The 26,421-nt window shown below is 41.6% G+C and carries 20 protein-coding genes and 4 pseudogenes; 8 read left to right on the plus strand and 16 right to left on the minus strand.

Translation table 11 applies throughout. From position 1 onward, the window contains the following. Positions 1-83 precede the first annotated feature (83 nt). The 8 genes and pseudogenes from ACM0OX_RS07240 to ACM0OX_RS07275 all read right to left on the minus strand — a co-directional run bounded on the left by ACM0OX_RS07240 (position 84) and on the right by ACM0OX_RS07275 (position 6,600). Positions 84-851: an MBL fold metallo-hydrolase gene (locus ACM0OX_RS07240; RefSeq protein WP_414514260.1), complete on the minus strand. Its 768-nt coding sequence runs from the start codon at positions 849-851 to the stop codon at positions 84-86. 3 nt (positions 852-854) lie between these two features. After that, on the minus strand, positions 855-1,454 hold the full coding sequence (locus tag ACM0OX_RS07245) for an anthranilate synthase component II (protein ID WP_414514262.1): 600 nt from the start codon (positions 1,452-1,454) through the stop codon (positions 855-857). Between the two features lie 316 nt (positions 1,455-1,770). After that, positions 1,771-2,226, minus strand: a complete 456-nt coding sequence (locus ACM0OX_RS07250; protein ID WP_414514264.1) for a diacylglycerol kinase family protein — start codon at positions 2,224-2,226, stop codon at positions 1,771-1,773. A gap of 153 nt (positions 2,227-2,379) precedes the next feature. Further along, complete coding sequence (gene ybeY / locus ACM0OX_RS07255) at positions 2,380-2,868, minus strand: rRNA maturation RNase YbeY (RefSeq protein ID WP_414514339.1); 489 nt, start codon at positions 2,866-2,868, stop codon at positions 2,380-2,382. Positions 2,869-2,946: 78 nt separating this feature from the next. Then, positions 2,947-3,102, minus strand: a complete 156-nt coding sequence (locus tag ACM0OX_RS07260) for a DUF3285 domain-containing protein (protein WP_094350437.1) — start codon at positions 3,100-3,102, stop codon at positions 2,947-2,949. Between the two features lie 130 nt (positions 3,103-3,232). Continuing rightward, positions 3,233-4,355, minus strand: a protein-coding gene (prfB, locus tag ACM0OX_RS07265) for a peptide chain release factor 2 (RefSeq protein ID WP_414514266.1) whose coding sequence is annotated in 2 segments (ribosomal slippage) — positions 3,233-4,282 and positions 4,284-4,355 — 1,122 coding nt in all. Because the reading frame shifts where the segments join, the coding sequence is not laid out codon by codon here. 116 nt (positions 4,356-4,471) lie between these two features. After that, positions 4,472-5,624, minus strand: a pseudogene (locus ACM0OX_RS07270) (PCRF domain-containing protein). Between the two features lie 247 nt (positions 5,625-5,871). Further along, positions 5,872-6,600: a Bax inhibitor-1 family protein gene (locus tag ACM0OX_RS07275; RefSeq protein WP_414514268.1), complete on the minus strand. Its 729-nt coding sequence runs from the start codon at positions 6,598-6,600 to the stop codon at positions 5,872-5,874. Between the two features lie 532 nt (positions 6,601-7,132). On the opposite strand from ACM0OX_RS07275, the gene ACM0OX_RS07280 reads away from it, so the two are divergent. Further along, on the plus strand, positions 7,133-7,918 hold the full coding sequence (locus tag ACM0OX_RS07280; RefSeq protein WP_229498888.1) for an RNA polymerase sigma factor SigF: 786 nt from the start codon (positions 7,133-7,135) through the stop codon (positions 7,916-7,918). Positions 7,919-7,989: 71 nt separating this feature from the next. Here ACM0OX_RS07280 and bchD read toward each other — a convergent pair whose 3' ends face one another. Then, complete coding sequence (gene bchD, locus ACM0OX_RS07285; protein ID WP_414514270.1) at positions 7,990-10,023, minus strand: magnesium chelatase ATPase subunit D; 2,034 nt, start codon at positions 10,021-10,023, stop codon at positions 7,990-7,992. 91 nt (positions 10,024-10,114) lie between these two features. Here bchD and ACM0OX_RS07290 point away from each other — a divergent pair. Continuing rightward, a pseudogene (locus ACM0OX_RS07290) lies at positions 10,115-10,204 on the plus strand (Uma2 family endonuclease); the annotation flags it as partial. On the opposite strand, the pseudogene ACM0OX_RS07295 reads toward ACM0OX_RS07290, so the two are convergent. Further along, positions 10,195-10,697: pseudogene (locus tag ACM0OX_RS07295) on the minus strand (helix-turn-helix domain-containing protein); the annotation flags it as partial. The pseudogenes ACM0OX_RS07290 and ACM0OX_RS07295 overlap by 10 nt on opposite strands. Before the next feature lie 215 nt (positions 10,698-10,912). On the opposite strand from ACM0OX_RS07295, the pseudogene ACM0OX_RS07300 reads away from it, so the two are divergent. From ACM0OX_RS07300 to rnc, 3 genes and pseudogenes are all read left to right on the plus strand, one after another. Beyond that, positions 10,913-11,107, plus strand: a pseudogene (locus ACM0OX_RS07300) (Uma2 family endonuclease); the annotation flags it as partial. A 506-nt stretch (positions 11,108-11,613) separates the two neighbouring features. Beyond that, positions 11,614-12,414, plus strand: a complete 801-nt coding sequence (locus tag ACM0OX_RS07305) for an NYN domain-containing protein (RefSeq protein WP_414514272.1) — start codon at positions 11,614-11,616, stop codon at positions 12,412-12,414. A 137-nt stretch (positions 12,415-12,551) separates the two neighbouring features. After that, positions 12,552-13,238 (plus strand): ribonuclease III, encoded by a 687-nt coding sequence (rnc, locus tag ACM0OX_RS07310; RefSeq protein WP_414514274.1) that lies wholly within the window; start codon positions 12,552-12,554, stop codon positions 13,236-13,238. A gap of 365 nt (positions 13,239-13,603) precedes the next feature. Here the strand turns inward: rnc and ACM0OX_RS07315 are convergent, their stop codons facing one another. From ACM0OX_RS07315 to ACM0OX_RS07335, 5 genes are all read right to left on the minus strand, one after another. Further along, complete coding sequence (locus ACM0OX_RS07315; RefSeq protein WP_414514276.1) at positions 13,604-14,509, minus strand: chlorinating enzyme; 906 nt, start codon at positions 14,507-14,509, stop codon at positions 13,604-13,606. Positions 14,510-14,546: 37 nt separating this feature from the next. Beyond that, positions 14,547-16,385: a non-ribosomal peptide synthetase gene (locus tag ACM0OX_RS07320; protein WP_414514278.1), complete on the minus strand. Its 1,839-nt coding sequence runs from the start codon at positions 16,383-16,385 to the stop codon at positions 14,547-14,549. Between the two features lie 28 nt (positions 16,386-16,413). Beyond that, a complete protein-coding gene (locus ACM0OX_RS07325) occupies positions 16,414-17,172 on the minus strand; it encodes a thioesterase II family protein (RefSeq protein ID WP_414514280.1) in 759 nt (252 codons plus the stop codon). A 270-nt stretch (positions 17,173-17,442) separates the two neighbouring features. After that, positions 17,443-18,483: a hypothetical protein gene (locus ACM0OX_RS07330; protein ID WP_414514282.1), complete on the minus strand. Its 1,041-nt coding sequence runs from the start codon at positions 18,481-18,483 to the stop codon at positions 17,443-17,445. Between the two features lie 46 nt (positions 18,484-18,529). Continuing rightward, positions 18,530-19,651, minus strand: coding sequence for a hypothetical protein (locus ACM0OX_RS07335; RefSeq protein WP_414514284.1), 1,122 nt, complete (start codon positions 19,649-19,651; stop codon positions 18,530-18,532). Between the two features lie 1,265 nt (positions 19,652-20,916). Between ACM0OX_RS07335 and ACM0OX_RS07340 the strand changes: the two genes are divergently transcribed. From ACM0OX_RS07340 to ACM0OX_RS07350, 3 genes are all read left to right on the plus strand, one after another. After that, positions 20,917-21,102: a hypothetical protein gene (locus ACM0OX_RS07340; protein WP_414514286.1), complete on the plus strand. Its 186-nt coding sequence runs from the start codon at positions 20,917-20,919 to the stop codon at positions 21,100-21,102. A gap of 100 nt (positions 21,103-21,202) precedes the next feature. Then, a complete protein-coding gene (locus ACM0OX_RS07345; RefSeq protein WP_414514288.1) occupies positions 21,203-22,210 on the plus strand; it encodes a DMT family transporter in 1,008 nt (335 codons plus the stop codon). Further along, the gene (locus ACM0OX_RS07350) at positions 22,200-23,549 is read left to right on the plus strand and encodes a glutamate-cysteine ligase family protein (protein WP_414514289.1); all 1,350 of its coding nucleotides are present in this window, start codon (positions 22,200-22,202) and stop codon (positions 23,547-23,549) included. Before ACM0OX_RS07345 ends, ACM0OX_RS07350 begins: the two co-directional genes overlap by 11 nt. 648 nt (positions 23,550-24,197) lie before the next feature. On the opposite strand, the gene ftsH2 is transcribed toward ACM0OX_RS07350, so the two are convergent. Further along, positions 24,198-26,084, minus strand: coding sequence for an ATP-dependent zinc metalloprotease FtsH2 (gene ftsH2 / locus ACM0OX_RS07355; RefSeq protein WP_414514291.1), 1,887 nt, complete (start codon positions 26,082-26,084; stop codon positions 24,198-24,200). Positions 26,085-26,421: the final 337 nt, after the last annotated feature.

Genomic DNA, 26,421 nt, shown 5'->3' on the forward strand with positions numbered 1-26,421 from the left:
GGCAGGAGTCATTATTTTCCCCCTGCTTCCTCTGCTTCTTTCCTCTGCTTCTTTCCTAGTCGCCAATCCCCAGTCCCCTTTATTCAAAATTTGTAACTCAAAACCTGAATTTCCCCATTCTCCGGCAAATCTTTAGGGCTAATAGAAATACTATCTGCACTGCTACGTCGCACTTTCATACCTTGCATCAGGGTCAGAAAATTATCCAATGGCGAAAGATCGCATTTAGCAGCATCAGCCGCTTGTGTACGGTAATGAGTCGGAATCACTAACTTGGGATTTAATACTTGAAGAGCCTGCTTTGCTTCCTCAGCATTGTAGGCTTTTGCACTGCCTCCCACTGGAATAAATGCCACATCGGGACGCCCCATCAAGATTTTTTGCTCAATGGAAATGGGTGCAGCGGCTCCACCTAAGTGTAGGATATTGATTCCGCCTTGCTTCCAACTCCAAGCGGTATTTGAGCCAAACTGCTTACCACCTTTGCGATCGTGGTCTATGGCAACTCCTTGGAATTTAATACCTTTAAACTCATAAACTCCTGGTTCATAGATGAGTTTTGCATTTCCCGGTAGTACATCCACAGCACCTTCATCTAGCAGTTGGCTGCTAATCAGTACCAAATCAGCTGCAACTTTTGGGGGACGATACCCAGCTGTACAACCGACCGACCGAAATGGATTGACAAGAACTTTCGCACCACCACCAGTAAAAAGAAAGCAAGTATGACCCAACCACTTAACTGATAAACCGCTAGATTGTGCGTCAGCTTGAGATTCAGAACCCAAGGTAGTAACTAAAGCTGTTACCAACCCCGCCCCAGCATAGCCCATCAACTGTCGTCGTTTCATTAATTATGCTCTTGACTGTAACTGTTGGAGAAAATTTCGCAATAACTGTTTTCCTGAAGATGTCAGGACACTCTCTGGGTGAAACTGGACGCCCTGAATGTGAGGATAGTTCCGGTGTCGCACTCCCATAATGGTGTTATCTTCGACCCAAGCGGTGATTTCTAACACATCTGGACAAGTCTCACGTTCGATTACCAAACTATGATACCTGGTGGCAGTTAGAGGATTTTCTAATCCCCGGAAAACCCCCACTCCAGTGTGAGACACCTGAGAGGTTTTGCCATGCATCAACTCTGGAGCAGGAATTATTTTACCACCGAACACTTGACCAATGCTTTGATGTCCCAAACAGACACCCAAAATTGGTAACTCTTGTCCTAGCTGTTCAATCAATTCTAAAGAAATGCCGGCATCTTCCGGGCGACCAGGCCCAGGAGAAATAACCACAGCTTCCGGCTTTAATGCCCGAATTTCATCTATGGATATCTTGTCGTTACGAAAAACTTTAATATCATCTGCCACTGGGAACTTTGATGCCAATTCTCCCAGATACTGCACTAAATTATATGTAAAACTATCGTAATTGTCTATAACTATAATCAAAGCTTATCACTCCTGGTTTTTACCACTTATCAGTTGCAAAAAGCATAGATAAGTATCTCATGCTATTTGTTCGTTAGATGTAAAAATAATGCTGGCGTAGACGTGTAAGTATGAAGCGGCTACTCTGCGGCCACTTTCTCAAGATTACTAAGTAATCCTTTAGCCAGGATGCTTGGCGCGTTGGTGTAGCCCGTCGTAGACATCGCACGACTTAAATTTTAAATATATTCTGCAAAGGGGATTCGGACAGAGTGTGATTCTCTTAGTGAGTCACTTGGGGATGCCTGCGGTAAATGTTCGCCGACGCAAATCACCTCTACAAAGCCGATATAATTAACGTTACTAGAGGAGGAAGCAATAGCGTACCTGCTACTAGCATCGCTACGAAAGCAGAGACGAGGACTGCACCAGCCGCACAATCTTTAGCAATTTTGGCCAACTCATGGTATGTCTGCTTAACGGTTAAGTCCACAACGGACTCGATCGCTGTATTTAGTAACTCTAATGCCAAAACTAAACCACTAGTTATACCAATTACCGCTATTTCTACCGCTTGCAGATGCAAAAAAACGCTTAAAGCAATAGCCAAAGCACAAACACTTACATGAATGCGAAAATTACGTTGAGTTTGAAAACTATAGCTGATTCCAGCCCAGGCATATTTAAAACTAACAAATAAGTTAGAGGCTACTTTCCAGGAGAATTCCCGTTCGTTAGACACCAGTGTTTGTAACGAGGTAGGCGTTGGTGATGGAGAAATTTTTTGGGACATAGACTTAAAAACACAAGAATAGAGTTGCTACAGTGGGAATATTCGCCGATCTTAATGGCAGAATTAACTTTGAGGCAATCTTTAGGCAATTTTCCACAGAAGTATTATAAAAGTATTACCCAAAATTGACATTAAGAGATACTTCAACTACTGCTATTCCATGTCAATAGCAATACCTATTGCATTCAGCAATCCCACTTGCTGTTTTAACATTCGCTCCAAACTTTTTTCATCAGGATGATCCCAGCCTAACAGGTGCAATAAACCGTGAGCAGCTAACCAGGCTAGCTCGGTTTGTAAGTTATGTTCCTGTTGTTGAGCTTGGCGTTGTGCTGTATCTACAGACACAATAATATCACCTAAGTATAAGGGGACAGAGGCAAGCATTTCTTTGCTTTGAGGAAAATCCACCTCCAAAGCAGCAAAGGCTAAAACATCTGTCGGCTTATTTTGCTGACGATATTGAGCATTCAGTTCTTGAATTTGTAAGTCATCTGTCAAACGCAGGCCGATTTCATAACTTGGCGCTGGTGGAATCTGAGGCTGAAGTATTTCCAACCAGTGATTAAACCAGTTTTCCCAACTTTCAGGGGTAATTCGGTGATCAGACTCGTCAATTTTTACAGATGTTGTCGGGGACAACTCATAAAAATACTCCTCCACATATAGTTCAACTCTCAGGGGCACACAGTCTCCTTGTCTGAGGTTTACGATTTGTCGTTAATGAGTAAGGTAAGCAAGACCAACAAGCAGAGCTAAAAGCCCTACAGCAGTCAATCCAAAATGCTTTAGAGAAGTTCCACCCTTGCGCACCATGTTTCGCATGGCGAGTTTGACGTAGCTAGGTTGAGGTTCTGTTGAAGGTGAGTTGCTCATAGTTATTTGTCTACAGACTCTTTTATAACTGTAACAGTTGGTCTGGGATAGAATTGCGATCGCCCATAGATTGCTAAGGCGTTTCTCAGTGAAACGCCTTAGTAATCGGGGTGTTATGTAATGAGTGCCTTTATGCCGGAGTGTTTTCTACTAGTTTATTTTCTTGGCGCAGATAAGCTTGGATGAATGTATCAAGTTCGCCATTCATCACATCACCAATCGCTGTTGTTTCCGTGTTTGTACGTAAATCTTTCACCATTTGATAAGGGTGAAACACATAGTTACGGATTTGGTTTCCCCAAGAGGCTTCCACCATATCGCCACGAATTTCGGCAATTTCTTGGGCACGTTGCTCTTTAGCTATGACCAACAGTTTTGCTTTGAGGCGATTTAGAGCTTTTTCTTTATTTTGCAGCTGCGATCGCTCTTCTGTACAGCGCACGGCAAGACCCGTGGGAAGGTGAACAATCCGCACCGCTGTTTCTACTTTGTTGACATTCTGCCCACCTTTACCACCAGAGCGAGTTGTGGTGATTTCCAAATCCTTGTCTGGAATATCCAATTGCACAGAGTTATCAATTTGTGGCATTACTTCCACCCCTGCAAAACTGGTTTGTCGCTTACCGTTGGCATTAAAAGGTGAAATCCGCACTAAGCGATGTGTACCCATTTCCGATCGCAAGTAACCATAAGCATAGCGACCAGTAATTTCTAGGGTTGCCGATTTAATTCCGGCTTCATCACCCTCCGACTCTTCAGCTAAAGTTACCTTATAGCCGTGAGCTTCGCCCCAACGGGTATACATCCGCATCAGCATAAATGCCCAGTCTTGAGCATCTGTGCCACCAGCACCAGCACTAATCGTCAGTACAGCACCTTCCGCATCATAGGGGCCAGAAAGTAACTGTTGTAACTCCCACTGATCTAGGTCACGATTCAGCTTGGTGATGGTAGATTCTGCTTCTTGAAGTAGTGCCTCATCGGTTTCTAACTCCAATAACTCAACAACTGCCCTAGTATCTTCTAAATTGGCGTGCCAGCGATCGTATTGCTGGAGGTGCGCTTTCAGGTCGTTGAGTTCTTGCAGCGTTTGTTGTGCCTGGGTTTGCTCATTCCAAAACTCTGGCTGTGATGATATTTTTTCGAGGTCTTGAATTTTGGCTGTCAGTGCAGGTACGTCAAAGATAGTCCTGGGTTTTACCCAGGCGGCCAGACAACGTTTCGATTTCGCGTTTGAGTTCTAGGACATCCATAATGCTTGTTTAATGAGAGATAGAGCGCTTTGGATTAAAAAATTGCTCTTTATTCTACTGATGTTTCTTGATTTTAGCTGTAATTGGGCAAATTTTTTCTGCACTAGTTACAAAAGTTACTTGAAATTATCAAGTGCTTCTTTACCCACTGAAGTAGTGTGATTTAATTGTTGCAGATAGGCTTTGATAAACAAATCAATCTTACCGTCTAATACCTCTGTCGCAGCAGATGTTTCGACATTGGTACGTAAATCTTTCACCTTGGTGTAAGGATGCAAGATATATTCTCGGATAAGCTTGCTGGATAAAGATTTTATCTGTCGGGGTTGAATTTCATCAAGCTGGACATTTTGGGCTAGTGCGTAGGCGTAGCCAGTCGTAGGCATCGCAAACAGTTTACTCTTGAGAATAGCTAAGGCTTTCTCTTTGTTTTGCAGCTGGCTACGCTCTTGGTTACAAGATACACTAATCCCAGTAGGAATGTGAACCATCTTTACCCATGTTTCTGTTCGGTTAACATTCCCCCGATGGCGATAAAAAGTAATTTCCAAATCCTTCTCTGGAATCTCAAAATCAATAGACTCATCTAAAATCGGGCTGACTTCTACGCTGGTTAGGCAAGTATGCCGTTTGCCATTGCCATGAACAGAAGAAATTCGCTTTATGTTTGCATGAGTTCCTGGTTCCGATTTTAGTCAGCCATAAGCATAACGCCCTGTAATTTCTAGGATGGCATGTTTAACCCCTCCTAAATCACCTGCTGACTCTTGCACTAGATATACTTTATGATTATGATTTCCTGCCCAACGATGGTATAGCTCTAATAACATAGCTGCCCAGTCTTGGGCATCGATACCTCCGACCTCAGCCGTAATTGCTAAGAATGCCCCCTTTTTGTCGCAGGGATCGGACAAGAATTGTTCTATTTCTACTATTTCAAGTTCTTGCTGGAGTTGGGTAAGGTTGGTTTGTGCCTCTTGCAGCAATTCCTCATCAGCAGATAATTCTAGTAATTCTAGTGCAGCCTTGATATCTTCTAGAATGAAGTGCGATCGCTGATATTGTTTCTTCTTAGCGTTGAGAAATTCAATTTCTTGAAGTTTCTGATAGTAAGTGACAGAATTATGCCAGAAAGTAGGTTGAGAAATTAATTGATTTAAGTCTTCAATTCTTGCACTCAGTTCTGACAGGTCAAAGACAGCCTTCAGCCTTGGTCAAGATATTAGACAACCTTTCTACTTCGCGTTTCATCTTTAAGAGTTCTAGCATGGTTTTACTCACTTGAGGCTGAACTTATCTACATATTCTAATACGGTTCAGTTAAGGGCTACTGGCAACCATATTGGGTTTTCAAGACGCGATAAATCGCCGTCTCTACAAGTGTTTTGTTGCTCATTCTGAACTTTATTGCTACATATTGTACTATTAAAACGATGAAAAAACCGTGATTGCTCAAAAAAGTTAACCACGGTTTTTACTTTATAAAACTTTATCTTTTGTTAGCGCCTACAGACAATTAATCACGGCCATTGATGGCAATTAGCAACCGCAAGATAAAGACGAACAAGTTGATGTAAGTTAAGTACATCGACAAAGCAGCAGGCAGATATTGATCATCGCTGTAAGTGCGGGGCAAGATGTAGAAATCGACAACAGAAACCCCAACAAACAGGAATACTCCTAAACCGGAGATGGCAATTTCTAACCAATTTGGCGTGTAAACACCAAACATGGCAAACCCGAATTGGGCAAGGCACACAACTAGCAAGGCAATGACACCAAGATTAATGGTTTTCGTCAAAGCCATGCCATCTTGTTCAGAAAGATTTGAACCAATTTGACGGGCAGCAATAAAGGTGACACCACAACCAAGGGCAGCCAACCCAATGCCTTGAATGCCAACACCTTGGGATCTCAAAGCGACAAATATCAAACCACTGAGAGTATATCCAGACAACAGGCTGTAGGTTGCCAACAGGGGTAGTGCAAGACCCTTGTTACCTTTTTGGGCAACATTTTGGGCAACAAAGAACAAAATTAACTCCAAAATCACCGCACCAATGAAGGTGGGAAAGAATATTTCGGGGTTAGTACGGATAACTCCTAAACCCCCGTAGGTTCCTAATGCCGTTAGCACCAATCCACCACCGACGTAGGGGAGGGCGTTGGCAATCACGTTTGGGCCAACGAGGGCGTGAGATTTAGCCTCACGTATAGCTTCACGAAAATTACTGGTATTGCTCATATTGAAAAACTGTTTTTTAGGAAAACGTTCTGCTTATTCCTATTCTTACCAATCTTTGCGGTTCACGGACAAGGATTTAATGTCGTTGCCAAATCTGAAGGGCGGCTGTGTTGTTGAAAATTAAAGTCGTCAGTTTTTGAGGATTTCACAGCCTCTTTAGTACTGATAGCATACTCTTTACCCTTGATTGCAACCTATTTTGCGATTAATTCATTACCGATCCACTTGCGCTCAGTATGACAGATGACTATTAGGTCAGTCATGCATTTTTAAGCATAAATAGCTAGTTTTTGTTGCAAAAGCTAAAGATTATTTACCATTCAAGAGTTATATAAAAAGCAAAAATCACCTGTAACAGAGGGGTTCGCAAAATCATGCGTACAAATACTGAATTGTGGAGTTAGACCCATAACAAGTTCAGTGAAACGACGATGGCTTATTCTTCCCTGACTCAGCAAAATAATAACAGCTTAGAAGAAAATATACGCAACTCCATTTTCTCAGGAATAGGAGTTACAACAAGGGAATGTATATGGCAACAAGTGAGTCCTCTTTACGAACTGATGGTATAGAATTATTGCACTTGTACCACCAGAATCCTTCTATTAAACTTCGTAATAAACTTGTACAGTTACATACTGGCTTAGTGCGGAAGATGGCTCATAAATTCAGCCATCAATGTAATGAACCTTATGAAGATTTAGAACAAATTGGGTATTTTGGTTTGATTAGGGCTATTGAGCGTTTCGACCCTAGCCAAGGATATGCTTTTAGTTCCTTTGCAGTGCCATATATTCGCGGTGAAATGCTGCACTTTTTGCGCGATCGCAGTACTCTATTAAAAATTCCCCGTCGTTGGCAAGAATTATATAATGAAGGACAAAAGATTCGCAAGGACTTGTCAATCTCTTTAGGTCGCCCGCCCAAGGATGCTGAAATTGCCAGCCAACTTCGGGTATCTGTACAAGAGTGGCAGGAAACCAAGTTAGCTGCTCAAAACCGGATGCCCTTGAGTTTAGATGCAACCGCAGTTAACTATGTTGATTGCCAAATAACCTTAGGTGAGGCACTTCCTTGTCCTCGTTCTCATGTGCTTCTGCAACAAGAAGAAGAACGCCAACAACTCCAAGGCGCAATCAATATGTTGGAAGAAAAGCCCCGCATGGCAGTTGAAATGGTATTTTTGAAAGAGCTTTCTCGCAAGGATGCAGCTAAGAACATTGGTACTAGTCCAATGACAGTAACGCGCTATCTGCAAAAGGGAATTCAAGATTTGATTTGCTATTTACAACCACAAGTAATGCCCACTGGATCTTGATGTCATTAGTCAATGGTCAGTGGTTAGTAGAAAAGCAACTGACAAATAAATGACAAATAAGTAATAACTAATTATCTAGATTTTAAATCAGCGATCGCACCTTTGGTCATAGCAGCAATAGCTTGGTCTGTCGCTTTCGGCAAATGATAGTATTTACCGCCTGCTGTTTGCGATAATTCCTTAGCAAAACCCGTAGACACAAATTTACTTTCTGTATCAATTACTAATAGTTGCATCCCCAAAGCACGAATTCTCGCAGCAATTTCTAATAATTCTCCTTTGATATCTGGCTTTTCTCCTGGTTCTAGCTGTTCACCCAAAGAACGCGCTAAGGGAATATTCCCCCGTCCATCGGTGATTGCTACAAGGACAACTTGCCCAATATCTCCACTCATCTGAGCATTTAAGCCGACGCGCACAGCTTGGGTTAAACCATGCGCTAAAGGCGAACCCCCACCACAGGGCAACCTTTCCAAACGGTTACGCGCCAAAGCAATAGAACGTGTTGGAGGTAATAATACCTCTGCTTGTTCTCCTCGGAAGGGAATTAATGCTATTTGGTCACGGTTTTGATAAGCTTCTGTCAACAGTTGCATCACCGCACCTTTAGCTGATTGCATTCGATTCAAGGCCATTGAGCCAGAAGCATCTACCACAAATACTACTAACGCCCCGGCTTTGCGTACCAGGCGTTTCGAGCGAATATCAGGCTGTTCGACAATAACTTTTCTATCTGGTTGTCTTTCTCTTCGTGCTTTTTGATAAGGAGCCGCAGCTCTCAAGGTGGCATCTACTGCAATGCGTCGCGCTTTTCCTTTGGGCAACATTGGTTTAATGTAGCGTCCCCTGTCATCGGAAAAGATGACACTGCGACTACCAGATTTACCTTGCCGCTTCGCCATTTGAGTAAAATACAACACGTTGTCATCAAGAATTACCCCTTCTGGATCAAAGATAAATTCTTCTGGGATGCTGGGGGGTTCTTGCTCTTGATTTTCTTCCTGTTCTTCTTGTTCCTCTTCTTCCTCTTCGGATTCGTCCTGCGGTTCTTCTTGATTCTGTTGCGGTGGCGGTGGAGGCGGTGGTGGTGCTTGATCTGGTGGTGGTGTCTGCACAACTGTGGCGCGTGGTACAATCACCAGTTCCACTGCACGGCGCAAATCTTCGGCATTAACTGTTGTCCGTCCCTCTAAAGCCGCCGCTGCTTTAGCAACCCGCGTGGCGAATAACTCGGCGCGATGTCCCTGAACTCCTCCGCGAATGGACTCATCTACTAAGTAAGCAATTTGTTCGTGGGTGATGATTACTTCTTTTAACCATTCCCGCGCTAAGATGATTTGGGTTTTGAGTGAGTCTAAATCTTCGTTGTACTGTTTGAGGAAGTCTTGGGGAGATTTAGAATAAGCGATCGCTTGTTCAACTGCTTCTACTCTTTGATCTAAGCCGAGTACACCATCAGCAGAGAGTGCGATCGCAATTCTATCTAGCAAATGTTCGCGTAATCCGCCTTCTTCTGGATTGTAGGTGGCAAGAAACAGGGATTTACACGGATGTTGAAAACTAATCCCTTCCCGTTCAATCTGGTTACGTCCGTCAGATAATACTGTTAAAAGCTGATTTGATATTTGGTCATCTAATAAATTAATTTCATCTACGTACAGTACACCCCGGTTTGCTGTAGCAAGTAATCCAGGCTGAAAAATAGTATCACCTTGCTTTACCGACTTTTCCACATCCACTGAGCCAAGGAGTCTGTCTTCAGTGATACCTAGAGGAATTTGCAAAAAAGGCGCTGGGATGATTTCGACGGGAACATCTTGAATATCTTTATCTGCGTACTCCGCCAAAAGTTGATCGTCCCATTCTTCTGGGTGGTTTGGGTCACAATTACTGATTGAACCTTTGACAACTTCAATCGGCGGTAGTAGAGCGTGGATAGCACGAGCCATTACAGATTTTGCCGTACCGCGACGACCTGCGATCGCCACTCCTCCCAAACCAGGATCAACTGCGGCTAACAGCAAGGCTAATTTAATTGCTTCTTGACCGACTACGGCTGTCAAGGGAAAGGCAGTGATCGTGGGGTTGATAGTAGGCGCAGGCATTGTTTGCTTTCATAGCGAGTCTTGGCCTTTAGCATACCAATTTCTGACACATTTAGAATAAGTATTATGGCAATGATAGAAAGGTAAGGTTATGAATATTGCTCAGGCTAAACGCTTCACACTGGATGAATACCACAGACTTGGAGAATTGGGCTTTTTCCATGAAGATGACCACATTAAATGACATTCATCAAGCAGTAATACTTTTAACTTTCCTGTTTCGATTTCCTCTCGATGCCTTGCCAACAATGTTTCAATCTCTTTTTTTTTGCAGTAACAGCATCCTCGTAGTTTTCTTCCAACTAATTCCTGCCGCATCAAATAAATCGTAATAGCTCCGTTTTGATTCATAAGTTAGATCGTATTCAAAAGCCAATTTATATTCGAGTTCGCCAAGTCTCCAACACTACGAGAGTTTGCAACCAACTTAAGATTTCTTCTCATTGTTGAGCAGTTAAGTAGCCTTTTCTTCCCTTGTGGTTCAGGTGCAGCCCCGAAATTCCATATTCTTCGTAAGCTTGTTTCCAGCTTGTTATCGAACCAAGTGACACATCTAAAATTGTTTGAATTTCTTCATACTTGTAACCTTGATAAACCAGTTTAACTGCCAAAGCTTTCCTTGCCTGACGCGCATCTGGGCGATCATCTATAAATTCTTGTAGTTCTGCGTTAGCGAAGCTTACCGAAGGTATCGCGGCTTGTAGATCCTGGTTTATCATTGTTCGTTCTTAGACAGATACACACCTCAGTATTATCTCTTAGTTTTTTCAGAAATCAAATATGATTCCTATATTACAGGACTTACGCAAAATCATGAAAAAACGAACCACAGAGGGCGCAGAGGACACGGAGAAATAAGAGTTTCAGAAAGCTCTTGCGTAAGTCCTATATTACTGATTATTGGATATTCAATTTATTCGATAATTATTTGGAATGTTACAGTGAAATATATCAGGATAATCAAGGTAAATATGGTTATTTAAACAAGCGAATTTTCCTGTCCACTCAGGTAATAACTTTTCCTTGTTTTCCTGATTTATTTCTCGATTTGAGTAGAGTGTTTCCGCCAAAGCTGAATTTTTAATCTTTGTTATATGATTCAGTCATAAGGCTAAGGAGTAAGTTTTATGGCTTATAGTGATTTTAAACTTCTTGACACACAGATTAAGCTCATGTTAGATATATAACAACGGCAGCAAAACAAATGCACTCTAAAACAAAATTCGACAAGTGCAAATTATTGATTGTTGTCTAAGAACGTAGAATCCCTAGCTTACCGCTAAGTATCGCGTTATTCCTTCAGCTGAACATTCAGCCTGATGTCAAGTCAATTGATTGATTAGACTATCAGCAAGGAAAACAATATGTTTGCGTGAATGTTCGGCGGAATGAATAACCCGATACTTAGCAGTAAGCCAGGGATTTTACCTTCTTAGACTAGAAATCAATTAAATTTGTAAATAGAGAGCCTAGTAATGAAAAGGGAAATACTTTTTTAGTATAAATCTCTTTCATAAAGCTAGGCTGATACTAGATGTGTAATTTCTTGAAGCTGTCCGGTTTCTTTAAACCAACTCTGGACATACTCAAATGACAAGCTATCATCTACCCTCCAAAGAACAAGTAAGCCATAAAAAAGATTATACTGGCATTTTTTGTGATATTCAAAACGTTCCCTCAATCATAAAATTCGCTAGTTTAGTGCTGCAATTTGCAGAATATAACGGGACTGTATCTTGCAAAAATATTTATTACAATTCACAGCGTCAAGACCAAGTTGCTTCCTCAAATAAACTAAAAGAGCTTGGTTTTAGATGTGTTAATGTTCCTGACACCTCAAAAAATAGTGCAGACAAAAGACTTAAAGATGACTGTTATGAGGCAGTTGCTTTTAATTCTTATCTAAAGAATATTATCCTATTCTCAGGAGACAAGGATTTTGCTGTATTAATTTCTATTCTCAAAGCTATGGGTAAAAAAGTCATTGTCTTTGCTCAACGAGGTAGTGAGAGTCCAAAGTTGATTAAACTGGTTGGTAATGATAACTTCCACTTTGTAGATGAATTACCTCAGCTAGTTGCCAATAGCAATAAGAATCAACCTCAAAACACAGATATTTTGTCTCAGATTAATTACAAAGAGGCTATAGAGTATTTAATTGAAGCTATCAAAACTGCCTTAAGCCAAGGTAAGCCTACAGTATTTGGTCACATTGATAAATTGATGCGTCAACGTTGTGCTAACTATCAAGGATACTTATCTATTTCTACAGATGATGGCAAGAAATTTAAGAGTTTTAGCCAGTTTATTGATGTTGCTGTAAAAGATGGCAAAGTCAAAAAGCAAAATCAGCAGTTATTTTTAACTGAGTTAGATATACTGGCTGCCTAAAATAGCTTTGAAAAACCCAGTTGAATAAAAAACTGGGTTTTCCCAAGCACCGCGATTTGCGGTTTTTTCATGTCTGAACAAAACAACACTTGTAAACTCTCCCAACAGTGAATTTCTGCAACAAAATATAAGATAAAATGCACAAACTTCTAATATTCCATAATGAAAAGCTCCTACGCCGTGCGCTTACCCACCGTTCTTACGTCCATGAAAACCCCGGAGAAGGCGAACACAATGAACGCCTAGAATTTCTCGGTGATGCTTTGCTGAATTTCTTAAGTGGCGAATATCTCTATGGTCGTCATGCAGAAATGGGAGAAGATGAATTAACCCGGCGGCGTTCGGCGCTGGTAGATGAAAAGCAATTAGCAAAGTTCGCTGAGGAGGTAGGTTTAGACTTTAGAATGCGGTTAGGAAAAGGCGCTATTCGAGATGGAGGCTACCAAAATCCTAATTTGCTCAGTAGTACTTTTGAAGCAGTTCTTGGTGCTTACTATTTAGATAATGAGTCCAATATTGAAACAGTTCGTGCAATTATAGAACCACTATTTGATTCTGTAGATCCTAAGCATATAATTGTATCTCGTTCTAATGTAGACTCAAAAAATCGCTTTCAAGAATGGGTACAACGCAACGTTACTCCAAATCCACCCAAATATTTTACAGAACAAATAGGAGGCCCTTCTCATGCGCCAGAATTCATCGCAAAAGTATTGGTAGATGAAAAAATTTACGGAGAAGGTAAGGGACGCAATAAAAAAGATGCAGAAAAAGCTGCTGCTGAAGATGCACTAGCTAAGTTGAAAAAACAAGGTTTGTTGTAGAATTTATAGGTTCAGAAACTTTGATAGTTTTAAAATTATGGTTCTTCAGTACGTCTTATGCTGGACTTTTAATTAAAGTCTGTCACCTGCCTTGAAAATTAAACCTTACAAGGAGTTATAGCTTCAATTCCCGAATCAAGCCTAAAACGCTAAGATTAACGGCTGTTATTATTGTTCCGTAAGGGTTTTAAGCTTATTTACAGACGTATTTAGCATAAGAAGTAATGAAGAGCCAAAATTATAAGCTTACTAACATGGAATTCTAAGTATTAATTTAACCTGAGTTCAACAAACCTTTCCCGGTCTTTGACTCAAGTTCAAGTTTCTCTCTCTTCACATTGAAGAGGGACAGCTTCATCTTGCCATTACAGTAGAGGAACGAATGACTCACCAAGAGCATTTTCTGTTTTGGTATTGTTGTGTTTGTACTTATCTTCTCCTCCAACCAAAACACAACCTGTTTTCTCAGTTGTTAAAGTTTCACCAAATTCAGTAAACGTGGTGACATCTGGGTAAACTATCACACTTGTAGGAACATATCGAATGGCATAGCCGACTCGACTCTTCCTTGCCTGATTTGGCAACGAGCCATGCACGCATTTGGATGTAAATAAGACAACTTCTCCTGCTTTCATCTCGACTACAGCAGTTTCTGACTTGTCTGGTTCCCAGTTGGGGTCAAGTCTCAATTCGTTGTAATTGTATCCATAAAACCATCCATCCTTGTTAATGTTTTCAGGATGATGGGTTATATCGCCTAGTTCATCGAAATACCACTTTTTGTGTGAACCTGGGATGAATTTCAGAGGACCCATTTCCCTTGGGACATCAGTCATTGCAACCCACGCTGCCAGTTCAATAGGTCTATTTTCATATCTCTCGACCGGCATTAACTCAGGTTGATTTTTCTCACCAACACCATAAAGTTCAACTTGATGCCAACCAGTTCCTCCGTCGCCGCTATTCTTTTGAAAAAATTCCGATCGCCAGCACAGGACATTTGGCCCGAGAATGCTTTGGAGTCGATGGACAATTTCTGGTCGGATAATCAACTTACTCAAATCTGAGACATCTAAGTGCCTGTCATAATTAAGTTTACTGTTTGGGAATGGCGCACGGCTGGTATCCAGAAGATCCACTCTTGCTCTCTTCCAGATTTCTTTCATCTCCTCAGGTTCGTAGACCTTGAAAGGGCCGACATAGCCGTTTTCATTGAAAAAAGTCTTTTCTTCGTCTGTTAGGTAGAAGGAACTAACTTGTGTTGTAACCATATATTTGACCTCATTTGTGGAAATATCAAATAAATCTTCAGTTTTTTCCAGCTTGTTTTTTTGTAATTACCGCAGCCAGGTCAGCAACAGTAGGAGTTTCAAACAAAGTTCGCTGAGGAATGTCCATCTCAAAAGCTTCGCACATCCGAGCGATCGCTTGGGAAGCTAATAGAGAATGTCCTCCCAACTCAAAGAAGTCATCGTCAACACCAACCTTTTCCAGATTTAAAATTTCCCCCCAAATCCCAGCTATTAATTCTTCAACCAGGGTACGAGGAGCCACAAAGGGTTCTTCAAGTTCAGGTCTTGCTTGAGTAGGTGCGGGAAGCGCTTGACGATTGACCTTTTTATTGGGCATTAACGGTAACTCATCCAACATCACAAAAGCAGATGGAATCATGTATTCCGGCAATTTCTGCCGCAAAAAATTTTGTAGTTGATTGACACTTACAGCTTGCTTGCTAACAGGAACTACATAAGCCACTAAGCGCTTGTCACCTGGTATATCCTCGCGGCCCATAAGCACAGTTTCCCGTACTTCTGGATGTTGAGCCAAGGCGACCTCAATTTCTCCCAGTTCAATGCGAAAGCCTCGGATTTTTAGCTGATGATCGCTGCGACCCAAAAATTCCAAGTTACCATCGCTCTGATAGCGAACCAAATCACCAGTTTTGTAAAGACGCGCTCCCTCTTCGTGACTAAAGGGATTGGGAATAAACTTTTGTTCGCTGAGTTCCGGTTGATTCAGATAACCTCTGGCTAAACCGACACCACCAATATGGAGTTCTCCAATCACTCCAACTGGTACAGGTTTTAGCTCGGTATCTAGTACATAATATTGGAAGTTGGCAATTGGCCGACCGAGTAACGCTTTTTGGGGACAGACTTGACTACAGTCAATAAAAGACTGAAGGATAGTTGCCTCTGTCGGCCCATAGACATAGAAGAAGTGGCGTCCCTTAGCCCAACGGGTGATAAAATCTTCAGAAAATCCTTCTCCACCTGTAATTACCCTGCGTAAGGCTGGCAAGTTTTGTGAAGGAAGTCGCTTGAGGACTGAAGGTAAAAGGAAGACTGTAGTCATCTGCTGGTTGCGGATGAGTTGAAGCAACTGCTGATCTGAGAGCATTGTCTCCCGATCGATCAAGTATAAGGTGGCTCCACTGACCAAGGCAGAGAAGATTTCCCATACAGAAACATCAAAGCTGAAGGTGGCAAACTGTAAAACTCTGTCACTATCATTCATCCCGAAAGCTTCAACCGATGTCAGGATGACACTGCACAATCCTTGATGCTGAACGAGAACACCCTTCGGCTTTCCTGTGGAACCTGAGGTGTACATTGCATAAACCAGATTGTCTGAGCGCACTGAACTCAAGGGTAGGGTTTTACTCTCTGTGGCAATGACTTGCCAGTCAGTGTCCAGACAGATAACTTTTGCTTGGTGTGAGGGAAGATGTTCAACTAAGTGCTGCTGAGTCAACAACACCGATGCTTGCATATCCTCCAGCATGAAAGCTAAACGTTCTTGTGGGTATTCTGGATCTAGAGGGACGTAAGCACCGCCAGCCTTAAGAATGCCAAGGATTCCCACTATCATTTCTAGGGAGCGATCAACACAAATCCCTACCAACACTTCTGGCCTTACACCCAGTTTTTGCAGGTAATTTGCTAACTGATTTGCTCTTTCATTTAACTGTTGATAAGTCAAATGTTGGTCTTTAAACACTGTTGCCAATGCATTGGGAGTCCGCTCCACCTGTTCCTCAAACAACTGATGGATACATTTCTCCTGGGGATAATCTGCTTTGGTGTCATTCCACTCAACCAACAACTGATGCCGTTCTGCTTCCGTAAGAGATTGTGATTTGGACATAATAAATTGACTCCGATCGTCACATTATTTAAATAGATAAAGCTGAGTTTAAGTCTTGGGATATAGAGGACAGCAGCGCATGATGCTCACCATGAAGAAAGAAGTGATTGCCAGGAAACATCCGGAGGCTGAAAGTGCTATTAGTTTGGTAACGCCAAGCAGCGAGGTCGTCACGACTCACCTCCATATCCTGCAAACCTCCGAACGCAGATATAGGACAGTCAACAGGAGGTTCACTGCTGTAGATATAGGTTTCATTAATAGCTAAATCGGCTCGTAGGGTAGGCAAAAAGATTTCCATAAGCTCTGGATTTTTCAGTATTGCGTCTGGTGTACCCTGGTAACGACGCAATTTTTCTATAAAAGCGGCTTCAGGCAGTTGATGAATGGGTGATTCCGTTGAAGGTAATTGGGGAGCGCGACGAGCTGAAACAAACAGATGAACAGGGTTAGGTGCTTTTTGGCGGCGGAGTTGACGGACTAATTCAAAGCTGACTATAGCTCCCGTACTGTGACCGAAGATGGCGAAGGGTATATCTAGATAAGGAAGCAAGACAGGAGCCAGACTTTGAATTAGAGGCAATAGTTCAGTAAATGGTGGCTCCTTCAGGCGCTTTTCCCGACCAGGAAGTTGTATCGAGCAAACTTCGATATCTGGTGGTAATTGGCTTGACCAACGGTGAAAGATGGAAGCACTACCACCAGCATAAGGAATACAAAATAGACGCAGAAAGGGGGATTGATGTTTTGATTTAGGTCGGACGATCCAAGAGTTAGTAGCCTTCACCTAGTTTTTGTTAAGAGATTGGAATTTACTGACAATAGTTAATAGATTTTTCGGAAGTGATTTTGATAAAAGCGTCCGAGGAATGCGATCGCACCATACAAAAATTATGGTTGTTAGCAGTTCAAGTACCTTATTCTTCTGGAGTTATATACCAAATTAATTGTTGTATTTTATACGTTAACTACTATCTCAAAAAACTCATAAATCAACTTAATAACAATTAGACGGTTCTGTTGGAAATTATCCATAATCTGTAATTTCCAACCTAATTTACCGTATTCCTCCAAATACCAATTCGTCATTTTGAGAATACACTTTTATGGATGGACAGATGATGTCTAAATGATATTGAGTGTGAGGAATCAGTCCCATCCCAAAATGGACAGTTCCATTAGTATTAGCGTAGACCTCATTCATCGCCGAATTTCCAGGAAATAGCTTTAAATGGTGATTCACTGCAAAACCAATCTCGATAATGATTCTGTATCTAGAATCCACTTCATACATGGCTTGCAAGATATCTACAGCAGGTTGGACAGATGGACTAGATGCTTCTATGTGAGTGATAATGCCATCCTGCAAAGTTGCAATCACAGCATCATCTCGCATTGTATACAGCGCTTGAAAAATTCGTTCTTGATCCTCTGGTAGAAATGAAGGTGTACCTGAGTGCAGTACAGGAATCCCTTTAAATGCCAATTTCCCGTTGATATTAAGTTTGACATTGAGGTTTAGAGCAAAAACATCTACAGGCAACACACTGATTTCTCCTGAGGGAAATAACTGTTGTTCTCCCCATTCAAGTCGCCCTACTTGTTCGTGCCACTGTAACCCATCATCTAAATGCTCAAATACAGCAACGGTTTGATATTCCTCATCCACAAACTTGAAGTGACCTGCGTCTTCACCCTTGGTAAAGAATTGCTCGGCAATTTCCTCTTGTTCGTAAGGGTCTGTGTTTTCACCACATCTGAGGAAATGCTCAATTGCTTCCACTGATGTCGGAGTAGAATTGCAAGCCATAATACAGAGCTTTCTGTGGGGGCCAAGATGTTCTGGCTCTGGTGAACGGAAATAACAATTTGGTGCAATGACAAGAATATGAGCTGGCTCAGGTATTTGCTCGCGCAGTATTTTTGAGAAATCATCCCCTGCATCATAGGAGATTAATTTGTAGTCTTTGTAGTCTTTTTCTGGATCAATTTTTATCTTGTCTAATAAGCTAGAGTTGGTGACAACACAAAATGAAGTGTTTTCTTCTGTGTTACCAAATTGCTGCAAACGCCCTGGATGTATAGCAATCTTTGACATTAATCAATCCTCTTATTTTCCCGCACAATCATTCTGAGCAAAGTTCTCATCCAATACACGGGCATTGTGCTACTCTTTGAGGCACCATTTTTCTTGTTTGCTTTTGTTTATCTTTGTGATTACCGATCCAATTTCCACCCAGGAGCAGTTCATCATTATTGCCCAGCACTTTAATATTTGGACAGATGAGATCCAAATGATATTGAGTGTAAGGCAGCATTCCCAAACCAAAATGAACGCAACCCTTTTCACCACCAAAAACCTCATTCATGGCTGAGTTTTGCGGTAATATATCAATATATGGGTTGATAGCAAACCCAATCTCAAATATCTGTCTAAATCTGGAATCCACCATGAACATAGCTTCGAGAATTTCTAAAGCTGGTTGGACAGATGGATGGGTTGCTTTCATGCCAACTATTATGCCATCCTTGATAGTTGCAATGACAGCATGATCCTTGAAACTAGAAAGTTTTTCATAAATTCTTTGTTGGTCTTCCCGCAGGAAAGATGGAGGCCCTGAGTGAACTACTGGAAAGCCTTTTAGAGGTATTTCTCCATTTAATTCAAATTGAAGTTCAGGAAGCTTATTTATACCTTTTAATGGTACAAGAAAACAAGCTATTTCTCCTGATGGAAAGATTTGCTGTTCTCCCCAACCTAACATACCTAATTGCTCATGCCATCCATAGTTATCGCTTAAATGATTAAATTCAGCTACTGTTCCATATTCTTCATCAACCAGCTTTAAAATCTCAGCAGCTTCACCCCGTTCAAAAAATTGGCTTGAAATCTTTTCCTGTTCTTCAGGATCTGTTTTTTCGCCACATCTTAAAAAGTGTTCAACAGCTTCTATTGAAGTTGGAGCAGAATTGCAGGCAAAAATTAAAAGTTTACGATGCTGACCTAAATCATCTGGATGTACAGATTCAAATAAACAATCTGGCGTAATAACAAGAATATGAGCAGGTTCATTAATTTGTTCTTTTAATATTTTGATGAAGCTATCACCTGGATCGTAACTAAGCATTTTAAAATCTTTATAACCTTTGTTTTCCTCTATCTTAAATACATCGAGGAGATGGGAATTAGTGACAAAGTAAAAAGTACTTTCTTCGGGTTCACCAAGTTGACGAAAAAGACTGGGATAGATAGGTATTGTCTTCATAATATCACCTGCATATTTTAATGAATGATTACTGTTGGCAACTATGAAACTATGAAAATTTTTAAGTCTTTGTGACAAGAAAATACAATTTTTCTAGGTCAATTCCAGCATATAAATACAATAATACCCTTTCTATATGAAGATACATACTAAAGAAACCCACCGTCTCCGGCACTTTCCCAATGGTTTGAGGAGCCAGCACGTTGCTTTGGTTTCCAAAGTTGTAGCGACTGGCGAGAGGTTAGGAGGGGTAAAAATAATATGCACCTTCACAGAGAATTGGTATAAGTAAGATATGCTGGAATAATTAGCTCTACTTAAATTAGCTAGAACTTACATACATGTTTTATTGTCTTTCTAAGGGAAATAATTGGAGTACTTTGCAAGATGGTATGCTCTTTTATTACACTTAGAATCACAAATTACATGCTTGTAAGTTCTGTTTACTTGATTAATTAACCAAGTAAAGAGCCAGTATATTGTCCATTTTTCTTGCGGTTTTTCATGATTTGACTCCTTTAATTTTCGTCAATGTTCACAAGTAAGCTCAAACTGACTTTTCGTTGAGTTAATCTGATTGATTAACCAAGTAAAGAACCAGTATATTGTCCATTTTTCTTGCGGTTTTTCATGATTTGACTCCTTTAATTTCCGTCAATGTTTACAAGTAAGCTCAAACTGACTTTTATTGAGTTAATCTGATTGATTAACCGAGTAAAGAGCCAGTATATTGTCCATTTTTCTTGCGGTTTTTCATGATTTGATTCCTTTAGTTTATGTCAATGTTCACAAGTAGCTAAAACTGACTTTAATGTCTAGTTATTGGTAGTCTTGCTTGAGGAATAGAATATGTTTTTTCAATTTGAAAGTCAACTAGCCATCTAATTGACTGATCAGGTGTTTTCTAAGTAATAATACTTATATAATAAAAATATCATAACTAAAGCAACATTAATTTTATAAGTTTTTCCGGCTATTTTTAGGTTTTTACATTAATACTGAGTAATTAAAAGTTATCTTTCTTGAAAATATAAAGATAAGTAAACTTATTTTTATATTCATTGATAAGTAAGTCTGTATGAATATTTATCATTCAGGTAAGGCAGACGGCAGAAAACAGAAAACAGAAAACAGAAGTGAAGAGGGTTTTAGGTAACTTTATTGTTCGTTACATAAGACTGTTTATTTGCGCTGTTCTACTTAATTTGTATTTATCTAAATTAAATAAATTTAGATATTAGCAAAGAGAAAGTATTTGGGAACAGATGAACCATGCTTTTTGCGATCGCGTTTGCCAATCAGTTATGAAATCAACCCAACCTACTACGTTAGCAAAGCTCGTCGTAGGCATCGCAACAGATAGTCAGTCGCTAAAAACTTTAGCTATTCTCATAATCTATGTACTAATACTGCTGGCGACAGCTATACTGACACTACGTAGGCTTAACTGAACCCTATTGCTTTCTCTCATGAGCGTGATGGAAGAGTAATATAAACTTGCTACCAGTTAGAAACATCGATTTGGTATAGGTAGTTCATAGAAAAATAATTATGGATGATTTATTAGAGTCGGCCGAACCAGAAACACAGCAGCAAACTGCAACTCTGATAGAGGCTATCTTAGTATTTATCGCAGTATTTATGTTTTCCTTAGCGGCAATCTTGATCAAATTGAGCGAACAAGATTTAGGTCCCAATGCTACCGTCTTTAATCGCTTCTGGATAGCTACTATCGTCCTTGGATTTTGGAGAGGAATTGAAGTTTTTCGCTTAAAACTGTCTAAGAAATCAGTTGCGCCCCAGGAAAACTACACACTTAGCGATTTAGGACTTTTATTTGTAGCGGCGACTGCAACGGAACTGTGTCAACTTGCCTGGGTCTGGTCTTTGACTCAAACTGGTGTCGCTAATGCGAATCTACTACATAACTTTACCCCAGTTTTCGTCGCCTTTGGGGGATGGCTGGTATTAGGTCATTATTTTGATAAGCGATTTCTGCTTGGTTTGACTCTAGCCATAGGAGGAGCGATCGCAATTGGTTTTGAAGATTGGCAATTGGGTACTGATAATCTCGTTGGTGATGGTTGGGCCTTACTTTCTGCTGTGTTCTTTGCAACGAATATGCTGACAACAGAACGACTCAGAGCTAAGTTCCCAGCAAGTGGCATACTCCTATGGTCTTGCTTGATCAGGAGTTGTTGGACATTTCCCCTGGTATTGCTCACCGAGGATAAACTTTTTCCCTCTTCCATGCAAGGCTGGTTGGCAGTGATTTCTCTGGCTGTTTTCTGCCAGGCGATCGCTTCAGTGATTCTTGCCCACCAGATCAAAAAGTTTTCTTCTGGGTTCATTTCTCTGTTCTTACTCCTCGAACCTATCTTCACCGCTATTATGGGATGGATGATCTTTGGTGAACAGTTAAGTCTTCTCAACTGGTTGGCTTTGTTCGTGGTTTTGTTGGGCATTTACCTAGCCCAATCGGGTCAAAAAGCTGAGAAATTAACAGTTATAGAAGTAGTAAATCGTCCTTTACTCCAAGGAAGTAGTAATGAACAATGAACAATTATTAACTCGTCAAGATCTCCTACCATTCTTTTTTAAAGACGAAACAGCAACCGAGAAAATCGGGATAGAGGTGGAATTGGGAGTAGTCAATCCTGACACAGGACTTTCTATTCCTTATAAGGGGACTACGGGAGTATCCGCCATCTTGTCAGCATTACTCAAAACCGATCGGTGGATACCGATTGTCGATGGAGGTCATATTTTCGGTCTGCGAAGAGCAGACGGGACTAAAGTTTCTTTAGAAGCGGCGGGAACGATCGAATACTCATCTCCTCCAATTGGAGATATAGAAACCCTTGTCCGGACTACCGAGCAAGAAGTCTTGAAGATGGCAGAGGTAACGCGAGAGTTAGGTGCTGTGCTGATTGCTGGCAGTATGTTGCCCTTTGACAAGCTCGAAGATACTAAATGGTCACCGAACGATCGCTATGGATTGATTCTAGATTATCTCAACAATTTGGGAATTGATTCTCTGGGAAAGTGCGTTATGGCACGATGTATATCTACCCAAGTGACCTTTGATTATGTTTCTGAAGAAGACATGAATCGCAAAATGCGATCGCTAGTAGCAGCGGTTCCCGTGTCTAATGCGCTGTTCGCTAACTCTCCCATCGAAGAGGGAGTGGCTGACGGTACATTATCCCATCGGTCAAGGTACTGGCTGAGATGGGACCCGGCACGTTGCGGTTGTCTTCCCCCAGCCCTTAGTGGTTCTATGACTTTTAATGATTATATTGATTGGGCAATTCAAATTCCGATGATGGTCGCTGTTGTTAATGGTGTCTGTCAACCCATGTACGGACGCACTTTTGCATCTGTACTAGAACATGGCTTTGAAGATGGAACCAAGCCCACATTTGATAACTGGCGCGCTCACTTTTCATCCATTTACACCGATATTCGCTTGCGAAATACGATCGAAATTCGTTCAATGGATGGACTGCCTTTGGAACTGGTTCCTGGTGCGTGCGCTTTCTGGACTGGATTGGTTTATCATCAACCATCTGTTGAATCTTTGTGGAAACTGTTTCAAAATCGAACGATTGAGGACTATCAAAAAGCACAAGCAGAAGTTTGCTATAAGGGATTGGAGGCGAAGTATGGTAATGATTCAGTCAGAGAACTAGCTTTAGAAATGGTCAAGCTGGCTAAAGAAGGGTTGCAAGCACGGGTTAATGCAGGTCTCGAACAACCCACTGTCTTAAAGTACCTCGATCCCATTGAAGAAATTGCTGTCTCTGGTAAGACCTTCGCCGAACGCTTGATTGAGCGGTGGAAAGGCGAGTTTGACTATTCTCCAGCAAACTATGTAGAAGCTTATCGAGTCAAATAAAAGTGTTACTGAGCCAATACCGTTGCCAAAATAAGAGGATGAAGAGGTAGGGCGTTTCGCAGTAGAGTTATATGTCTCTCACAACGAAATGTCATGCTTTCTGCCAAGTGGCGATATCTAAAGCCGAACAGTAGAGAAGATATGGTGAATCTTGTTCTCAGATTTCTGCTGTGAGAGCAACCACATCACCTGCTGATTATGGGACAGTGCAAACTCTGAATGTTTTTTTGTTGAGGAGTCCAGATGGCTTGGGCAGAAATTAAGATCCATTAGAGCAATACGGTTCAGTTAAGAATTGTTTGTGGAGATTTTATGTGTGTAGAGAAGTTGTATTGCAACGTCTCAAAGCGAGGCGATCGCTCATACAAATTTTTTAACTGAACCATATTTTCCTATAGAGCGAGAAGAATATCTAATTTTTTGAACAAATTTGATCTGTTTACTGAATAAAATAGCAAAAATGGGGATGATATGAATATCATCCCCAGGTGATTTTATGTTATGGCGGTTCCCATTCAGATGCAGTACAACATTATATTGAGAGGTGTAAGGACAGTACCGTGCCCCTACAGATGTACCTTATGTAAACGAGAACTGCTATAGTTTGCTCATTCGCAGGCGATCGCTCAAAAAAGCTTCACCTACTTACTATAGTTGCGGTACGTACTGTTGCTTATCTGGGACTTCAGCATACTCAGCCACAATCTGGCGGAATTCTTCGCCATCAATGGTTTCTTTCTCGATGAGCAAATCTACTAAGCGATCGGTGACAGTGCGATGGTCACGGATGATCTTCTTAGCATTGTCGTAGCACTGCTCAACAATTTCTCTGACTTGTCCATCAATGCGGGAAGCGATGGATTCAGAATACTCAGATCGGGTTGTCCAGTCACGACCCAAGAATACTTCTCCCTGCTGGCTTTCTAACGACAGTGGCCCTAAGTCGGACATCCCGAACCGAGTCACCATTTGCCGTGCCATTCCCGATAATTGCTGCAAGTCTCCACCAGCACCAGTTGTGACTTCCGCAGCGCCAAAAATAACCTCTTCAGCGGCGCGGCCACCCAAAGCACCAGTAATTCTAGCTTTCAACTGGGAACGAGAAATTAATCCCTGTTCTTCATTGGGCGTAAACCAAGTTAAACCCTGTGCTTGTCCCCGTGGGATTAAGGTAACTTTCTGCACTGGGTCATGGTCTTTTAACAAAGTTCCAACTAAGGCGTGTCCGATTTCGTGATAAGCAATCAAGCGCTTGCTCTTGCTATCTACCAAAGGAGTACCTTCCATCCCTGCAACTACCCGATCTACCGCATCATCAATTTCGCGGAGGGTGATGGCTTCTTTGCGTCTTCTAGCAGTCAAAATTGCTGCTTCGTTGAGTAAGTTGGCTAAGTCAGCACCAGTGAATCCAGGAGTGCGGCGAGCGATCGCATCTAAAGATACGCTAGGGTCTAGTTTCTTATTCCGCGCATGGACTTGTAAGATTTCCAAACGCCCTTTGATATCGGGTGCATCAACTGTTACTTGGCGGTCAAAGCGACCGGGACGCAACAAGGCTGAGTCTAGTACGTCGGGACGGTTGGTAGCAGCAATAATAATGATGCCTGTGTTACCTTCAAACCCGTCCATTTCGGTGAGCAATTGGTTGAGGGTTTGCTCTCTTTCGTCGTTACCGCCACCGATACCAGCCCCCCGTTGCCGTCCTACAGCGTCGATTTCATCGATAAAGATAATACAGGGGGCGTTATCTTTAGCTTTCTTGAACAAATCGCGGACGCGGGATGCACCCACACCAACGAACATTTCCACAAATTCCGAACCGGAAATGCTGAAGAAAGGTACGCCTGCTTCCCCTGCGATCGCTTTTGCTAATAAAGTTTTACCAGTTCCAGGAGGCCCAACTAACAGCACTCCCTTGGGAATCCGTGCGCCCACAGCCGTAAATCTTTCTGGCTGCTTCAGGAAGGTGACGACTTCTTGCAGTTCTTCCTTAGCTTCTTCGATTCCAGCTACGTCGTCAAATTTGACGCCAGTTTTTGCCTCCATTTGGAAACGCGCTTTGGATTTACCGAAGTTCATTGCTTGCCCTGGGCCGCCTGGAAGGTTGCTAGAACGCCGGAACAAAAAGAACAAGCCAGTAATCAATAAAACTGGAAAGATGAGATTGCCCAACAATCCCCAAATTGCGCCATCATTCCGCATGGGGTGAGCATCAAAACTAATGGCTTTCTCTTTGAGCTTGCTAATTAACTCAGGAGCGTTAATAGGCAAATCTACACGCCATCTTTGGACACGATTTTCCAGGTCTGGATCGCGGGCTTCTATAATTGCCGTCCTACCGCCTTCGTAAAGATCCACACTGCTGACGCGATCGCTGTTCAAGTATTCTAGAAAGCGACCATAAGTCATGCGAGTATTGGCTGCATTCTTACTCATGTCGGCAGGAGCGCCTGCAAACGCCCCTTGCCAGAAGAAAAAGCCAATTACCAAAGCCGGCAACGTCCAGAGTGCTACGACTTTCCAAGAGAATTTCATTTTAATTTGCCTCTAGATGCCTATACAACTCGTTAGCTCTAGTAACCGAATGTTCATCACTCTGTCACTTTAAGCTGTTAAACGGATGTTTATAAATCCATTTTGTTTAATTTGATCTCTTAGATGCACTGCAATAAGGCAATTAGAGCATTATGGCAATGCCAACAAGAATCTTAATCAAAGTTAACTTAATTTTAATACAATATCGCACGAGAAAAGGGAGCGCAACGGAATGCAAAGACAGAGAGAATTTCTCCAGAATGCTCCTCGTATCGTCCAAGCCGCTCTCAATCATGATTCTGGGAAAATGGGGAGTGAGGGAGATAAGGAAGAAGGG

Origin of the sequence: Nostoc sp. PCC 9305 (genome assembly GCF_963920915.1) — a bacterium.
In the GTDB taxonomy this organism is placed as follows: domain Bacteria; phylum Cyanobacteriota; class Cyanobacteriia; order Cyanobacteriales; family Nostocaceae; genus Nostoc.

Coding starts and splice junctions, on each gene's coding strand:
- ACM0OX_RS07240 (WP_414514260.1), bottom strand. CDS start 851: ATGAAACGACGACAGTTGATGGGCTATGCTGGGGCGGGGTTGGTAACA.
- ACM0OX_RS07250 (WP_414514264.1), bottom strand. CDS start 2,226: ATGTCCCAAAAAATTTCTCCATCACCAACGCCTACCTCGTTACAAACA.
- ACM0OX_RS07260 (WP_094350437.1), bottom strand. CDS start 3,102: ATGAGCAACTCACCTTCAACAGAACCTCAACCTAGCTACGTCAAACTC.
- ACM0OX_RS07275 (WP_414514268.1), bottom strand. CDS start 6,600: ATGAGCAATACCAGTAATTTTCGTGAAGCTATACGTGAGGCTAAATCT.
- ACM0OX_RS07280 (WP_229498888.1), top strand. CDS start 7,133: ATGGCAACAAGTGAGTCCTCTTTACGAACTGATGGTATAGAATTATTG.
- bchD (WP_414514270.1), bottom strand. CDS start 10,023: ATGCCTGCGCCTACTATCAACCCCACGATCACTGCCTTTCCCTTGACA.
- ACM0OX_RS07305 (WP_414514272.1), top strand. CDS start 11,614: ATGACAAGCTATCATCTACCCTCCAAAGAACAAGTAAGCCATAAAAAA.
- rnc (WP_414514274.1), top strand. CDS start 12,552: ATGCACAAACTTCTAATATTCCATAATGAAAAGCTCCTACGCCGTGCG.
- ACM0OX_RS07315 (WP_414514276.1), bottom strand. CDS start 14,509: ATGGTTACAACACAAGTTAGTTCCTTCTACCTAACAGACGAAGAAAAG.
- ACM0OX_RS07320 (WP_414514278.1), bottom strand. CDS start 16,385: ATGTCCAAATCACAATCTCTTACGGAAGCAGAACGGCATCAGTTGTTG.
- ACM0OX_RS07330 (WP_414514282.1), bottom strand. CDS start 18,483: ATGTCAAAGATTGCTATACATCCAGGGCGTTTGCAGCAATTTGGTAAC.
- ACM0OX_RS07335 (WP_414514284.1), bottom strand. CDS start 19,651: ATGAAGACAATACCTATCTATCCCAGTCTTTTTCGTCAACTTGGTGAA.
- ACM0OX_RS07340 (WP_414514286.1), top strand. CDS start 20,917: ATGAACCATGCTTTTTGCGATCGCGTTTGCCAATCAGTTATGAAATCA.
- ACM0OX_RS07345 (WP_414514288.1), top strand. CDS start 21,203: ATGGATGATTTATTAGAGTCGGCCGAACCAGAAACACAGCAGCAAACT.
- ACM0OX_RS07350 (WP_414514289.1), top strand. CDS start 22,200: ATGAACAATGAACAATTATTAACTCGTCAAGATCTCCTACCATTCTTT.
- ftsH2 (WP_414514291.1), bottom strand. CDS start 26,084: ATGAAATTCTCTTGGAAAGTCGTAGCACTCTGGACGTTGCCGGCTTTG.